Raw genomic sequence first — 16,833 nt, 5'->3', positions numbered from 1 at the left:
GAATAAAAGCATCTGTAAACATATTCGCTGTTCTACACTGAATAACTGCTTCGCGATTTACCAAAAGGACTACAAGCTACTCTTCCCTGATAAGAAGCAGTTCTTCAACCACTGCTTATCGTTTCTTGCAATTGAAGCCAAAAACAGGGGGGAACTCCTGATTCGAGTCATACAAACAAAAGCATCCGCAGTTGCTACGCAGCTTTACACCGAATAACTGCTCCGCAGTTTATCAAAACTTGCTTGTACTCTTCCTGATACAAGCAAGTCACCAACCGCTGCTTATTGCTTCTTACACTTGAAGCAGGGGACCTCCTGACGCGATTAAAAACTATATCACGCTACCGTAAAGCGCATATGAGTTGTCGTTGTTGCGAAACATTTTTTAAGTCAAGCGGATAAAAACATCCTCTTCACTACTGCTCATAGCTTAATAAATGCTTCGCAGTTTATCAGAAGGAGACTGTACTTCTCCTGATACAAGCAAGTCCCCAACCGCTGCTTATTGTAGTTCACAATTGAAGCAGGTGAATTACTTGATTCGATTAAAATCTATATTAAACCTACCATAAAACACATAAGCACGAACTACAGCTGTTTTTTATTTCTGCAATTGTCAAAGATGGTGTTATAACTCTTTATTCTTAATCTGTCTTCGGATGTTTCACGTGAAACATCCGAAGATGGATTATCAAACCAATATTCATAATTGAATCAAGTGACTTCCTCGATCCGGTTAAAAATGCCATCAACGAAATCGATCCAGGACACGGTTTGACTTGTAACTGCAAGGGTACTGAACAGTTACGAACACATTATAAAATCAATGAGAAATATCAAAAAAATACTCCGATATATTCTCTCTGGCATTATCTGTATCACGAAAGCATGTAAAAAATACAAGAAACTCCCTCCACAAAATAATGTGGCTGTTATCTTTATATTCTCCAAAAGCATCTATATATAGTAAATGGAAACTTCTTTTCCCGGAGTGTTTTTATAGTGTGAAATACATGTATCTCTCGTGAAAAAATATAATATTATGAAACTGGAATTTTCGATTTTTGTTTATTTTATTATGTTTACGAAAGATTTGCGTATTTATTTCATTTTTCTTCCAATCCTGTTATATATTCGTTATGTACATGTTAACTAAAGGCTTTTTCAAGCATAGTTTCATTTTGTAATATCCAATATAAAATGTACCTGAATAAGGTTCTGGCATAGAACTGGCATAAAATAAATTTCACTTAATAGGCTTTTTTCTTCTAAATCAAGCCATAAAACACTTCCCTGCCTTCCCTTTATCCCAGTCATGCGGACAAAAATTTTTGCATTCGATCATAGTTTTACACAAAATAGCTGTTTTACAGTTTATCAGGAAGAGCACAAGTATTTTCCCACCCACAGCTTATTGTTTTTTTGTAATCGAAGCAGCTGCTTTCTTTTATTCGATCAATCAAAATTTCACATGTTTAAAGTAGGAACGGATCTATATTTTATCTTTTTGCCGTATGTGTGCAGGTGCACACTTTGCATTTCAAGGCTTTTTTATGTGTGTATACGTGTAAAGTACGTTTTATCGTACTTTTTTTTTATTTAAAGTACTATAATTTGTACTTTAACACTTTTTTATTCGTAAATATCCTATTATTTCTATTTATTTGCCAGTATTTTCTTTCATAAAGTCCTTTTTATCGTACTTAACGTTTGTGCATTATCATAGTGTTCTCTTCGCAGAAATAATCTCTTATTTCTCTTTATTTCATCCTTACTCTTATATCGTTCTATAAAATCCCCCCATATTTTCCGCCTTACCCTCCGTTTTTTCATATAAATACACATTTTTATTACATTCACTTAACTTATTAATTCCCCATCCAGTTCACAAAAGCATCTAACCGAAATCATGCGGAATACTGATGACAGTATCTGGCAACTCACCTTCAAGTGTGCAAACATATCTATCCAATTTGGGATCAAACGAATAAAAATACCCGTATTCGCTACGCAGTTCTACACCCAATAGCTACTTTGCAATTTATCAGGACCTGCTTACAATGTACCCATAACAGTGGCCACATGAATTAGTGCAGTACCTTGTTTTCAGACATGCCCACTATTCCTTTCCCCGTTTCTAAACGCCGTCGCATTCTTCCTAATACACGCCACCCACTGCTTATTACTTATTACTTATTACTTTTTACTTTTTCGTAATTGAAGCAGGAGACTTACTGTTAACTGGTAATATTATCCTCCGAGTTTTTTTGTGAGCAAAGACCACTGAAAGCCCTGGACATACCATGCAAATTTATGTGATTAGCATAATTTCTGTGCATCGCGAAGTGTATTACCAAGAACGAAGTGATCAGTAATCAGGAAACTTCTTGATTTAATGCAAGCAGATAAAAGCATCCGCTTCACTACTTGCTCATAACCGAATAAGTGCTTCGCAGTTTATCCGAAGGAGCCTGCACTTCTCCTGATGCAAGCAAGTTCCCCTGATTATTGCTTTTCGAAATCGAACCAGGGGACTTATTTGATTCAGTTAAAAACACTTCTTCTCTTGCCTCATTTTCCCCTGAAATGCTATAATCCATAAAGAAAGCATCCGCAAACTCCTTGCAGTTTGCGGCTAATACATTGTTTCGTAAATAACTATACCAATCGCGTGGGATGTGGATTCGAATGTGCAGGTATAAAAATGCAGGCGTAGCTGGCTATGCTGAGGCTTTTAGATCTGTGCAGTCGGATTCACCAACAAGTAATTGGTATAGTTATTTCGAAAACAATGTACTAGTACAGCGAAAATTAAGTTTCTGCTATATTGACGTAGGATGATTTTCTCATATGCAAGGCGAAGGAATGAGGCGTAGCGGTGGCTACGGCGATTGACGACAACGCAGCATATGAAAAATCAGACAAGTCAATATGGCGGTTACTTAATATTCGCTGTACTAGTCATTTATCATCTGATTGAAAGGAATATTTTATACATGAACACCACAAATAATCGCAACGATTTCTATAAAGAACAATTAGACAAGACTTTAAATGGCAATGAAAAGATCGAAACTGCCATTGCAGCACTCCAAAAAGAAGCAACCGAAGAAATGCTTGCTCATACTCTCACCGTAATCCGTCACAGAATGCAGGAGCAGGCACAGCTGATCATTGCTGTAGAACCTCCAAAAGGTGATGGAAAAATTTCTCTTCATGCGATCAAAACAAACGATGGAAAGCAATGGTGGGCTGCATTTACCAGCTTTGACGAAGAGTTAAAAGGCAGTGATAAGATCATGTCCACATTTACCGCAGATATTGATAAGATTTTTTCTTCTGCATTGCAAGAGCCGTCTGTTGAGGGAGTAATTCTCAATCCATGGAACCGCACACTGATGCTGAACAAAACCCTTATCAACATCATCCTCGGCAATCCTGTATAGCATCAGCTCTGTCGGATAACAAGTCCAATGTTTCACGTGAAACACTTGGTATTCTTACTGAAGTATAAAAGCATTCCAGCGGATAACAGCATCCGCTTCGCTACTTGCTCATAACCAAATAACTGCTTCGCAGTTTATCAGAAGGAGCTTTTCTTTCTCCTGATACAAGTAAGTCCCCTGCTTATTGCTCTTCGCAATTAAAGCAGGGGACTTACTTGATTCGGTTCGAAATCTGATTTCTATGTATCATGAAGCATATTGGCGATGCTACTGTTCACTGATAATATTCCGTAAGTTTTTTTATAAACGAAGGTCGCAGAAAGCCCGAGACCATACCGCACCAATTTATGCGATCAACATAAATTCTTTGCATTGCGAAGCGCGTTACTGAAAGCAGAACGAACAGCAACTTAGCGATCATCGCCAAGAACAGAATGGACAGTAGCGTCAGCATACAATAACAAGGTTAGGGTTCCCACAAAAGCATTGTAAATTTTTCGTTCCTGTCGTATAATAAAGCAAAGAAATATTCAGAAAAAATCAGATCAGATACCTGAATTACGTTACATCTGTCCTGATTATTTTTACGAATTCCAGGAGGCTTTTTAATGAAGAAAAATGGACACAGACTACTTACTCTTGCAGCTTTAGTCGGAACTGCCGCAGGTGTTATTCATATTGCTAACCGTTTCATAGATGCCACATCTCAGCTTAAAGATATGCTGGAACAGCCACACAGCAGAACCTATGACTGGCGTTTTGGAAAGATTTTTTATACAAAACAGGGACATGGCACCCCTATTCTTCTTATTCATGATATCATGCCAGGTGCTTCCGGTTATGAATGGAATGCCATAGAGAAGCAGCTCGCAACCGAACATACCGTTTACACCATTGATCTTCTTGGATGTGGACGTTCCGAAAAACCGGATATTACTTATACCAATTTTGTATTTGCTCAGTTACTCTGTGATTTTGCCAAGAATGTGATTCGTGAGGAAACCGATGTTATTGCCAGTGGTTTCTCAGGTTCTTTTGCGATCATGGCTTACCGTAACAATTCCGACCATTTCCGCAAGATCATGCTGGTCAATCCACCAAGCTTCAGTTCCCTGAAGCAGGCACCTTGTAAAGACAACAAGCTCTTTAAGTATTTTATCGAGCTTCCGATTTTCGGAACTCTGATCTATCATATGGTAGCTTCCCGCGAATCCATCAGCAGTCTGTTTATGGAAAAGCTGTTCTACAATCCCTTCCATGTAACAGATACGCTGGTAGATACCTATTATGAATCCGCTCACAAGGGCGGTTCCAACGCTAAATATCTGTATTCCAGCTACATTGGCAAATACCTGAATATCAGCATTAATAATGCCGTAGAATCTTCCGATGCATGCATCTATATTATTTCCGGAGAAAAAGAAGCTTCCGCTTCTCTTATCGCAGAGGAATACCAGAAGCTGAATTCTTCCATTGAAACCGCTGTGATCCCGGAAACCAGACATCTTCCTCATCTGGAAGATCCGGAACATTTCCTGGAACAGGTAGCTATTTTCCTGTAAAAACAACTTATGATCCGGCATCAAAATTTATCTATAGTAATTTTGGAAATCAACGTATCAAAAGAACATTGTTCATGTTCGGAGCCGTTGAGCTTCATGCAGTAATTTGTGGAAATGCTATAAACCAACAAAAAGCCAATAAAAAAAGAGTACTGTTTCACGTGAAACATGAGTTTTCCCTCAAACAAACGTGAAACAATACTCTTTATTTTTTACCAGACTCACAGCATGCATCCGGACATTTCTCTTATCTAAGTGCCTGCTCCAGATACATGTGTGTTGTATTATCGATCAGCTTATGTGTCAGCTCTGCCATATGCTGTGTACTCTCCTGATTCTCAGAAGACAGCCATGTCTTGATCATTCCCACGCATCCATTCAGACAAAACGCATACGCATACTCAATATCACGGTTGTCTTTCGGCAGACGAATTGACAAGCGATGCAGCACTGTATCTGCGATCAGTTTTTCTATACGATTCACAAAAGCCATATCTCCATTCTTTCCAAGAAGTGCGATACAAATATCCTTATTATGATCCAGGATCGTAAATATCTGCTCAATAAAAGGATACGAGCTCTCCTTATTATTAAGAGGATCCAGAGGATAGTCTGCCACCAGATGCGTGATTTCCTCCATCAATTCAGCCTCAATGGATTCCAGCATCTGATAGATATCTGTATAGTGAAGATAAAATGTGGAGCGGTTGATATCAACTTCTTCCACCAGTTCCTTTACCGTAATCTCCTTAATGCTCTTCTTCTGCATAAGACGGGCAAGCCCCGCTCGCAACTGTGCCTTGGTCTTACGTACTCTTCTGTCAACTTTTTCCGCCATCTTAATTCCCCCTGCAATTCAAAAAAGCAAGCACGTTTCCTTCGCCTCAATCACTTATTACTTACGATACTCTGCAACTGTCATACAATGCATAATGCATCCTTCAAACGAATAAAAGCATTCGCTTTCTCTACGCCGATCTGCATGATACCAGATATCTGCTGTTGTTAAGAATTGACAAGATTAAAATTGTTAACGACGCCGACCTACACGATACCAGATATCTGCTGCATATTTGTGTTGAAACATAGGAATCCTGTCTGCATTTAATATTACCAACTGCACATAAATTCAAAGGAAATAACGTACTTTTTGTCTATTATGCAGTTTTTTATTTGTAATAGACACTTCCATTATTTCCGTCTATTAATATACATTCAGTAAAGATTTAATGGTTGTATCTGTGGTATGTGTTTAGTATAATACATCACGTAAAGAAAATCAATACTTTGTTTGATAATGGAATATAAAGCTATTAATAGATTTTAATATGATTAATAGATCTCGTCGCCATTACTGGAATAAAGTTTGATTAATCAACTATGTTTGATAATACAATTTAATAAGAAAGGGATAGGTAATATGATCAAAAACGAATGGAAAAGCTTACTTCGTAACAAGCTCATGCTTATCGTCGTAATCGCCATTATCGTAATCCCGATCATCTATGCAGGTCTGTTTCTGAAATCCATGTGGGATCCTTACGGAAACGTAGACAGCCTGCCAGTGGCCGTGGTAAACGAAGACAAACCTGTCGAGTATAATGACAAGACCTTAAGCATAGGTAAGGACATGACGGATGAGCTGAAAGACAACGACTCAATGGCATTTAACATTGTAGACAGCAAGACAGCAGAGGACGGTCTGGCCAATGGAACCTATTACATGGTTATCAAAATCCCGGAAAATTTCTCCGCAAACGCAGCCACTGTAATGGACGACGATCCAAAGCAAATGGAGCTATCCTATGAGACAAACCCTGGAACCAACTATATCGCCTCCAAGCTCAGTGAAACAGCAATGCTGAAGCTTCGTGATAACATTGCTTCCAAGGTTACGGAAACCTATACAGAAACCGTTTTTGATTCTATCTCAGAAGCAGGTGACGGAATGCAGGAAGCTGCAGACGGATCCGGAAAGATCGAAGACGGACTGAATACAGCAGCTGATGGTAACAAAACAATTACCAAAAACCTTAAGAAGCTTTCCACCAGTACTCTTACTTTCGTAAGCGGTGCTGACAGTCTCACCGAAGGTCTTAAGACCTACACCGATGGTGTTGCAAAGGTTAACGATGGTGCAAAGAGCCTGGACGATGGTGCAGATCAGCTGAACAGCGGCGTTGCAACTCTCACAGAAAAGGTTCCTGAGCTGACAACCGGTGTGGATACTCTGGATAAAGGTGTTCAGCAGTACACCGCTGGTGTGGATGAGCTTAATAAAAATTCTGATGCACTGAAATCCGGTGCAAGCAGCCTGGAATCCGGTGCAAACCAGCTGAACAGCGGCGTTGCAGCTCTGACAGAAAAGGTTCCGGAGCTGACAACCGGTGTAGATACTCTGGATGAAGGTGTTCAGCAGTACACCGCTGGTGTGGATGAGCTTAATAAAAATTCTGATACACTGAAATCCGGCGCAAGCAGCCTGGAATCCGGTGCAAATGCATTAAGTGCAGGTATTGATACTCTTTCCGACGGAGCAACACAGTATGTAGCTGGTGCTGACACTCTTGCAGATGGAACTACCACCTATGTGGCTGGTGCTGGCAAACTCGCAGCCGGTGCCAAAGAGCTTGCAAAACTTGAAGACGGACTCACAACAGTTTCCAATGGTATCTCTCAGCTGAATACCGGTGTTACCAAAGGAACCGATGACTCACAGTCACTGATATCCGGAACACAGCAGCTGGAAAACGGACTGAAATCCCTAAACGATAAGGTTTCTGCTCTGAAAGAGGGAACAACACAGGAATCCATCAACAAGCTTGCAGCCGGCCTTACTTCCGCAAAGGATGGTATGGACACAGCCGCAGCTGGTATGAACAGTGCTGCAGCTGGTATGAACAATGCCGCAGACGGAATCAACAACGCAGCCGGATATATCACTCAGGCCGCAGGCATCACAAGGCAGACCAGCAGCAGTATCACAGACAGTCTGATCCCTGCTCTCCAGAATGCAGGCACACAGTTCTCACAGGTAGGTGATCAGGTCAGCAGCATCCTTACAGGATACGGACAGCAGACAACGGAAGCACTTACTGATGCAAATACCAAGATCGGTACTGCCGGACAGACAATGACCGATTTAGCAGCACAGCTTCAGGCGATTCAGGCAACCGCTTCTGAGGACGGAACCATTTCCGCAGCAGCTCTGAATGATGTGATCAACGCTTTAAACAGCGTAGCCGGTGGAATGACTGGCGTGGACGGTTCTTACATGAGCAGCTATTCTGATCAGGTTTCACAGCTTGCAGCTGGTGTATCCGGTCAGCTCTCTTCTACTCAGGAAAATCTGAATACTGTTGCTTCCAAGCTTAACGAAGCAGCTTCCGGACTGACTCAGATCTCCGGAGGACTGACTCAGGGTGCCGGCACACTTTCTGAGGGTGCAACAACCATGACAGATGGTGCAAACCAGATGAGTGCAGGTGCAACAACCATGAGCGCAGGTGCAGAGCAGTTATCTGCAGCTACAAGTCAGCTTCCTACAGATCTGATCGCTCAGCTTTCTGCAGGTGTTACCCAGCTGTATCAGGGTGCACAGGCTGTAAACGCAGGAACCAAGAACGTTTCCGCAGGACTTCAGTCTCTGGAAGACGGCACAGTCGAAGCCTTCCCGGCTGCAGCAGCAGGAATCAAAGCTCTGAACGATGGATTTGACCAACTGACATCTTATGATAAGCAGCTCAACGACGGTGCAAAGAATCTGAAAACAGCCGGCAAACAGATCACTGGCGCACTTCCGGATATCAAATCCGGTGCAGGTCAGCTGGCAGATGGTTCTAAGGCACTGACAGATGGAATCACAACTTACACCGATGGTATTGCTAAGCTTTCCGAAAACAGTGCTGCTCTTACAGACGGCACCAAGAAACTGGCAACAGGAGCCAATGCTCTTTCCAGCGGTGCTACTACTCTTGCAGATGGAACAAAAGCATTAGCCGATGGTTCCGGAACACTGACAACCGGAATCACAACCTACACCGATGGTGTTGCTAAGCTTTCCGAAAACAGCTCCGCTCTTACAGACGGTACCAAAAAGCTCTCAACAGGAGCCAAAACCCTTTCCAGCGGTGCTACTACTCTTGCAAACGGTACTAAGACATTAGCAAACGGTACCTCAACGCTTCTCAGCGGTACCGAGAAGCTTGTAAGCAACAACAGCACACTTAACAATGGTGCAAAACAGCTTGCAGATGGCGCTGCCCAGATCCAGAGCGGTTCCTCTCAGTTGTATGATGGATCCAAGAAGCTTGGAAGCGGTATGAAAGAACTGAAAGACGGTTCCAAGACACTGACCACAAGCCTCAGCGATGGAGCTACCACTGTAAAAGACAATTCAGCAAGTAATGAAACGATCAAAATGTTCGCAACTCCTGTTGTGAACGATGAAACAAAACTTACCGATGTCCCGAATAACGGACACGCAATGGCACCTTACATGATGTCTGTAGGCCTCTGGGTCGGCGCACTGGCATTCTGCCTGATGTATCCTCTGGCTCAGTATAAAGGCAAACTGAAATCCGGTTTCGCATGGTGGGCAAGCAAAGCTTCCGTCCTTTATCCGGTAGCGATCCTTCAGGGAATCTGCCTGATCCTGCTGTTACGTGCATTTAACGGATTCACACCTGCAGAGATGGGCAAAACCGTACTCTTCGCCTGCCTGACATCAATGACCTTTACCTCTATCATGTACTTCTTCAACATTACTCTTGGTAAAGTAGGAAGCTTCCTGATGCTGGTATTCATGGTCGTTCAGCTTGCAGGATCTGCCGGAACTTATCCGGTTGAGGTTTCACCTTCATTCGTTGCAAAGATCCATGCATACGTTCCGTTTACTTATACGGTCGACGCATTCCGTGCAACGATCAGCGGTGGCCGGAGCATTACCACTTCCATTATTGTAATGGTTGCACTGTTAGTGATCTTCACGATCCTGACAATCCTTCAGTTCAATCACATGACCAAGAGAAAGAAAGCAGAAAAAGTTGTTCTCTTCGACTGGCTAGAAGAAAGAGGTCTTGCATAATACTTAGTTACTGACAGAAGCTCCCCCCGAACCTTCTGTTAGATATAGAAAAATTAAAACTGTACAGTTGCTCAGATGAGCTTCTGTACAGTTTTTTTATATTGTCCTCGTCAATTCTCCACGCTATAATTATAGCAGTTATAGAAAATCAAGCTCGCCAGTACACCGTGCCTGACCTATGCAGCAGATTTCAGTTCAGAAACACTCCTGTCAGATTCAGAAGAAGCGGCAATATGACTTCTCAGATCTACTCACAAACCGGAGCTCTTTCTGACTGCAAGCCTGCGGTTTTCAATGGAAAAGCAACCTGGTATGCATCTAATCCACTGACCGCAAAAACAGACGGAATCATCACCTATGCTACACCATTTACCGTCTTCAGGGTAAAATCTGGAAAGCTATCGGCAATACAAAAAATACAACCTACACCGATAAAAAGCCAGGCACCGCAACCAAATACCGTATCCGTGCATACCGCATCACAAACGGTAAAAAATATACGGACCGTATTCATCTGTAAGGGCCGTAAAATAACAGCAACATAAAAACACCCCGGAAAATCCTGATCTGTGTGGTGTCTCCGAATATCTGATCATCAAACGGATATTCGGAGATCACCTTATTGTTTGCGGATCTCCGAGGTGTTTTTATTTATTTTCTTAATATTTTATTTTTCCGCCTCAGCTGTTGGTGTTGCTGTGGCTTCTGTCTCTGTTTCACCGTTTACCATGGTTTCATATGCATTGAACATTTCTTTTACTGTCATTTTGTTTACAAGAAATACCTTGTCTCCAACGACAGCTGCATAATAGTTTGTGTCATATGTGTAGAAGGTAACGGTTGTCTGGTTCTTGTCAGAGTCTGTGAATACAGCGGTCATCTCCGGATCTGCAGCCGGTGTATAAGCGTCTGTCAGTCTCTTCTGTCCTGCCATGTTTATCAGCTTGTTGTAGAAGGTGGTAAAGGTTGTACTTTCTATTTCCTTACCATCTAGCTGATAGGTTGTTGTTTCTTTTTCGTTTCCGTCATCATCTGTGGATGTTTCACGTGAAACATTTACAGTACTTGTTGTTTCACCGTAAGTAACCTGGAGCTGATCCAGATTTTTTACAGACAGATAATTGACGATCAGTGACCAGAGATCTGACGGCGTCTTGTCAATAACTGCACTCAGTGTATCCGTTGACATTGTATAGATCTGTTTGTTATCTACCGTTACATATCTGCTACCATCTCCTGCCTCATCACCAACGTAAATGACAAGCTGTTTATCCACTGTGGTTGTCTTGCTGTCTGCATCTTCTGAGCTGCTGTCCGTGTCAGCGCTGTCACCGCTCTCAAAATCGCTCTCAGAGGCCGTAGAATCGTTTTCTCCGGATTCTGTACTGTCTGTGCTGTCATCCTTCACCTCTTCCTGATAATCCACTGTAATCGTCGCATAGGGCTTATCAAGGCCATACTTGGAAAGATCCTCTGCATCGTAGTTTACAAACTGGTCAAATGCAAAGCTTCCAAGTCCGGAGGTTACGTTTCCTGCTGCCGTTGTATCGGCAGACTCTTTATCGCTGCTTCCGTCACTGGAAACATTCCAGGTAGCTCCGTCGGAATTTTCTTCCAGGACATAGGAATCTTTATCCTCGCTGACCTGGACCTTTTTCACTGTGGAAGAATCAATTGTCGGGAAATCTTCTCCCTGTGCATAATCGTAAAGGGAATTCATAAACGGAGACACTGTATCCGCTGCCACTACATATACCGTGCTGTCATCATCATCCTTGGAAATGTAATACTGATTCGTAGACGCATTCTCATCTCCGATGTTGAGTTTCGTTGTCCCATCAGCGGTATCAACAGTTACCGTGTTAGATGGGGAATCCAGTCCATATTCCGTAAGATCCTCCACATCCTCCAGGACTCTGTCCGCTTCCACCGTTTCGATGGCGGAAGCTGCGGAATCCAGAGTTGTCTGATTTACAGGAAAAGCAGTCTCATCCTTTTTCACCCAGGAATCATCTTTTTTCTCAAAGGTCACTTCCTTCTTGTCTACGATAAATTCCAGGGATTTAATGTCATCCGTTTTCACGGAAAACACTTCTGTTTTGCTTTCCTCTTCGCTGCTCTCTGTCTTTTCTTCTTTGGATACGTAGGTGTTCAGTCCCACATAAACGCCGCCGAGAACTGCCAGAACAACAACTGCTGAAACAAGTTTGGTCGATTTTTTCATTATGCTTTTCTCCTCTTAAGCCAGATCAGGAATCCTGCAACAAGGAACACTCCCGGGATCAGACCAATGGTACAGATCTTCCAGAAGGCTGCATCATAATCGGTTACTGTCAGGCTTGTGGACTCAAGGCTCTTGGATGGAATAGAAACGGAATTACTGTCGTCTGTGCTGGTCATCCAGTTTAAGGACTCCAGAAGGAGCTTTTCATTTCCGCCGGATACCATCTGGTTTATCTGGCTCTCCATCAAATTTGCTGTGGAGTAGTAAACGATCTGTGTTTCCTTATCATCATCCAGTTTCTCAGTGATAGCAACACCAAGATCAAACGGTCCGTCTACATCTCCGTCTTCCTTTTCGATATTGCTGCTCTGCATATTTGTTTTGGAGTAAGCCTTGTCAGAGGTTGTCAGGATACTGTCGATGGTTACGGTATCTCTTACATCATCTGTTTTCTGAATGCCCTGTGCATACGGTGCCAGTACGTAGGAGCCTGCAGAAGCTGTCTCAGAGCTTGCATCTGTGTTGTTGACTGTTGGTACAAGATAATATGGCATTTGCATTCCATAATGCTGATTATCACCCTCAAATACGATTCCCTCTGCACACTTTACACCATAGTTTTCAAGAACCGCATCAAAGTTCGGCAGATCATCCTGTGTATAATCCGAGAAGATCATAGCTTTTCCGCCTGCCTCCAGATAATCCAGGAGCTCTGTTTTTTCTTCCTCGGAAATATCGCTGGTCGGAGATACGATCATCAGGCAGTCTGCATCATCCGGAACCTTTCCCTCTGTGAGAAGGTTCAGCTCCTTGATATCAATGTTTGCTTTCTGGATATCTTCTTTAAAGCTGGAATCCAGATCTTTTTCTCCGTGTCCGGATAAGGTGTACATGATCGGAAGATCCTCGGATGTTACATAACCGATCGCACTTGTGATCTGTCCTTCTCCATCAAATCCGGTAGTAGTCTGCTGCCAGGTATTATAGTCTACTGAAGAGGAATACATATCGTTGTAATTGATAACCTTGTTTCTGTCGCCGCAGACTACGATCAGGCTGTTTGACGCAAGATCATCGGTTGTATATTCCGATGCAAATTTCGGATTTACAACAGGGTCTTTCACCTCAACTTTAATATGCTTGGACTCATCTTTATAACGTGAAAGCAGATTGGAGATCGTGTCGTCCTCAGAACCGCTTGCCGCGATCTGATAAATGGTAACATCCTTATCCAGTGCCTTCAGTACCTTCTTTGTTTCATCACCGATGGTGTAAAGCTTGGATGAGCTTACATCCAGCTGTGAATATTTGGATGGGATCGCCCCGACGATCATATTGATCACAACCACGATCACGATAAAGACAGCTGCCATAGCCATGCTGTAGGAACCATTTTTGATATGTTTTTTGCTGATGGTGCCTACCAGCTTTTTCGGATCCGGTTTATGTTTCTTTTTGCCGGAGTCCTGTGCGGTCTCCGGTACGGCTGCCTCGCCTTTATTTTTCTTAAATTTCTCACTGAATTTCATTTCCCTTCACCCCCTAGTTCCAGCGTCTCTTCTGAATGGACTGCATGGTAAGGAACAGGCAGATCGCAATAACAGAAATAAAATAAACGATTCCTGTCACGTCAAACACGCCTTTTGTAAAATTATCATAATGTCCGCTCAGGTTAAATACGTTCAGTACCTTCTGGATACCACCCTGGAAAATACTGGATTTTACAACGTATACGATCACAAGGGCAATCTCTCCCACAGCTCCGATCACTACAGAGATCAGAACATTTTTGATCATGGTATAAATGATGATCGCAATCGCCACGATCAGAAGTCCGAATGCCACTGCGGTTGACATGGAGGTCTGTGAAAAGAATGAAGAAATTCCGTTCATCATATAGAAGGCGAACAGGAATACAAAAGTAAGTACTGCTGCAATTACCTGGCTTTCTGTAAGTGCTGACATAAATACACCGATCGCCAGATTCGCGCATCCCAGAAGGAAAAATCCCAGGATCCCGGTGTATGCGGAAGCATAGGAAATCGTTCCGAACTTGCTCATGATCAGAGGATAAACGCACATGATCACGACCGGAATAGCAAATACAGCTACCAGTGCAAGATATTTTCCAAATACGATATCCCATACAGATACCGGTGCGGTCAAAAGAAGCTGATCCGTTTTCTGCTTGCGCTCTTCTGCAAGTACACGCATGGAAAGGATCGGCACACCGATCAGGAACACAAAGGTCAGTGCGCTTAAGGTAGTTTCAAATTTTGAATAGCCGCCTGAAAGCTGATATGCGGAAAAATAAATTCCGGTCAGCACCAGGACAAAAAATATGAAGAGATATCCAACCATGGAGGTCAGATAGCTTTTCAGTTCTCTTTTAAAAATCGCTGTCATGACTGATCCCCCTCTTTCTCATCAGAAGCCTTCTCTGGTTCCTCAGTTTTTTCTTCCTGAGTTTTTTCTTTTCCCGATGATCTGTCTTCTACCGGTTTCCACTGTGAGCTTTCCGGTTTTCCGGCGGATTTTTTCTCTCCTTCGGTAAGCTCAAGGAATACATCCTCAAGGGAAACTCTCTTAACCTGCATCTCGTAGATCGGACAGTTCGCTTTTGCCATAGCGTAGAAGACTTTTTCACGGATATCCACATTTTCCTGAATGGAAAGTTTTGTTTTCCACAATTTCTCATCGCTGTCATAGGACATTTCCACCCCGGTTACGCCTTCGATCGTTTCCAGAGCTTTTCGAATCGTGTCTTTCTCGCCTTTTATCTTCATAAGGAGGCTGTTGGAGCCTGCTGCCAGACGTTCCAGATTATCCGGTGTATCGCTGGCTACCAGCTTTCCATGGGAAATGATCAGAACATAATCACACACTGCTCTTACCTCGGAAAGGATATGGGAGCTTAGGATAACCGTGTGCTTCTGCTTCAGGCCTTTGATCAGGTCACGGATCTCGATGATCTGCTTCGGGTCAAGTCCTACTGTCGGCTCATCCAGGATGATCACCTCCGGATATCCCAGGATTGCCTGTGCAAGGCCCACCCTCTGGCGATAACCTTTGGAAAGGTTTTTGATCAGACGGTCTTTCATGTCTGTGATCTTTACCATATCCATGACTTCTTTTATCTGCTTGTCTTTTTGGTTTCTTGGGATTTTTTTCAGATCAGCCGCAAATTTCATGTACTCAAGAACAGTCATATCAAAATAGAGCGGCGGCATTTCCGGCAGATAGCCGATACATTTCTTGGCTGCCTCCGGTTCCTCCAGAATATCATGACCATCGATCATCACTTTTCCTTCTGTGGAAGCAATGTATCCTGTGATCATGTTCATAGTTGTTGATTTTCCTGCACCGTTGGGGCCCAGGAATCCGTAAATTTTCCCCTTTTCGATCTGAAAGGAAAGATGGTCAACTGCAGTATGATCGCCATACTTTTTGACCAGATTACTTACTTCGATCACTTTACTCTCCTCCTTTTATTCTCAGGGAAATACTTTTTTTAATTATCGATTTCCCATTTTATAAGATGCCAGAGGCAAAAGGTCCTGAAACTGAAGCCCTTGACTCTGGCGTCTTTTCAACACCAATAGAAAATGCCCCTGGATGAAACAGAGAATGGGGGAATCCAGGGGCATCTCTATCGGATTATAGTGTAAAAGTAATTTGTGATAAAAGTAGGATAAATTTGTGATAATTTTGTGAAACTCCCGGACAAAAAAATCTCCTGTCGGACAGATTTTGCCTTTGTTCGACAGGAGGTATCTTATGCCAGTGGCTCTCTGAGCGGTGTTCCGGCTTTTCTCGGATATTTGCCCGGGGTGTTCTTTACCTTCTCGATAATGACCAGGGAGCGGCCGATCTCGGAGCCCGGAAGGTCAAAGTACTGAATATCCCTGATCTTTCCACCAAGGATCTTTACTGCTTTCTCTGCTGCTTCTGCTTCTTCCTTTACAGAACCGGATTTATAGGAGACAAAAAGCCCTCCGACTTTTACATACGGGAGACAGTATTCAGACAGGGTTGCAAGTCCGGATACTGCTCTGGATACGCAGAGATCATATTTTTCTCTGTAGGCTTTGTTTTTTGCATATTCTTCAGCTCTTCCGTGAATGGCGGAAATCCCCTCCAGGCCCAGGAGCGCAAAGGTTTCTTCCAGGAATTTTACTCTTTTATTGAGGGAGTCCAGAAGGCAGGCTTCCACCTCCGGGAAGGCAATCTTCAGGGGAACACCCGGGAATCCGGCGCCGGTTCCGATGTCCATAACGGTTTTTATCTTACCCATATCTACAGCCTTGACGCAGCAGAGGCTGTCCAGGAAATGTTTCACGAGAACCTCGTCAAATTCTGTGATACCGGTGAGGTTCATGACTTTGTTTTTTTCTACAAGATATTCGTAGAACCGGATAAACTGGTTTTTCTGCGTGTCACTGAGTGTGATCCCAAGCTCCTCGCAGCCTTTTTCCAGGATTTCTAAATTGTACATGCAGCTTCCTCTCTTATTTT

General features: G+C 42.9%; 10 protein-coding genes. 3 read left to right on the top strand and 7 right to left on the bottom strand.

What is annotated here, in order from left to right:
- Positions 1–2,423: 2,423 nt before the first annotated feature.
- Positions 2,424–2,600, bottom strand: coding sequence for a hypothetical protein (locus DMI82_RS19835; RefSeq protein WP_015526538.1), 177 nt, complete (start codon positions 2,598–2,600; stop codon positions 2,424–2,426).
- Between the two features lie 396 nt (positions 2,601–2,996).
- Between DMI82_RS19835 and DMI82_RS12965 the strand changes: the two genes are divergently transcribed.
- On the top strand, positions 2,997–3,446 hold the full coding sequence (locus tag DMI82_RS12965) for an SseB family protein (protein ID WP_110103562.1): 450 nt from the start codon (positions 2,997–2,999) through the stop codon (positions 3,444–3,446).
- Positions 3,447–4,054: 608 nt separating this feature from the next.
- Positions 4,055–5,008 carry an alpha/beta fold hydrolase gene (locus tag DMI82_RS12960; RefSeq protein WP_015526540.1) on the top strand — a complete coding sequence of 318 codons (954 nt, stop codon included), beginning with the start codon at positions 4,055–4,057 and terminating at the stop codon, positions 5,006–5,008.
- A gap of 247 nt (positions 5,009–5,255) precedes the next feature.
- Here the strand turns inward: DMI82_RS12960 and DMI82_RS12955 are convergent, their stop codons facing one another.
- Complete coding sequence (locus tag DMI82_RS12955; protein ID WP_015526541.1) at positions 5,256–5,846, bottom strand: TetR-like C-terminal domain-containing protein; 591 nt, start codon at positions 5,844–5,846, stop codon at positions 5,256–5,258.
- A gap of 582 nt (positions 5,847–6,428) precedes the next feature.
- Here DMI82_RS12955 and DMI82_RS12950 point away from each other — a divergent pair.
- Positions 6,429–10,094: a YhgE/Pip domain-containing protein gene (locus DMI82_RS12950; protein ID WP_110103561.1), complete on the top strand. Its 3,666-nt coding sequence runs from the start codon at positions 6,429–6,431 to the stop codon at positions 10,092–10,094.
- Positions 10,095–10,761: 667 nt separating this feature from the next.
- Here DMI82_RS12950 and DMI82_RS12940 read toward each other — a convergent pair.
- From DMI82_RS12940 to rsmG, 5 genes are all read right to left on the bottom strand, one after another.
- A complete protein-coding gene (locus DMI82_RS12940; protein ID WP_110103559.1) occupies positions 10,762–12,318 on the bottom strand; it encodes a DUF4340 domain-containing protein in 1,557 nt (518 codons plus the stop codon).
- Positions 12,318–13,847: a GldG family protein gene (locus DMI82_RS12935; protein WP_110103558.1), complete on the bottom strand. Its 1,530-nt coding sequence runs from the start codon at positions 13,845–13,847 to the stop codon at positions 12,318–12,320. Before DMI82_RS12935 ends, DMI82_RS12940 begins: the two co-directional genes overlap by 1 nt.
- A gap of 13 nt (positions 13,848–13,860) precedes the next feature.
- Positions 13,861–14,724 (bottom strand): ABC transporter permease, encoded by an 864-nt coding sequence (locus DMI82_RS12930; protein WP_015526545.1) that lies wholly within the window; start codon positions 14,722–14,724, stop codon positions 13,861–13,863.
- Positions 14,721–15,791 (bottom strand): ABC transporter ATP-binding protein, encoded by a 1,071-nt coding sequence (locus DMI82_RS12925; protein ID WP_110103557.1) that lies wholly within the window; start codon positions 15,789–15,791, stop codon positions 14,721–14,723. The genes DMI82_RS12930 and DMI82_RS12925 overlap by 4 nt, the downstream gene beginning before the upstream one ends.
- Positions 15,792–16,093: 302 nt before the next feature.
- Positions 16,094–16,813, bottom strand: a complete 720-nt coding sequence (rsmG, locus tag DMI82_RS12920) for a 16S rRNA (guanine(527)-N(7))-methyltransferase RsmG (protein ID WP_059086520.1) — start codon at positions 16,811–16,813, stop codon at positions 16,094–16,096.
- Between the last annotated feature and the right edge of the window lie 20 nt (positions 16,814–16,833).

This window comes from Blautia sp. BCRC 81119 (genome assembly GCF_003184505.1).
Lineage (GTDB): Bacteria > Bacillota > Clostridia > Lachnospirales > Lachnospiraceae > Blautia_A > Blautia_A fusiformis.
This window is presented reverse-complemented; position numbering and strand designations above follow the sequence as displayed.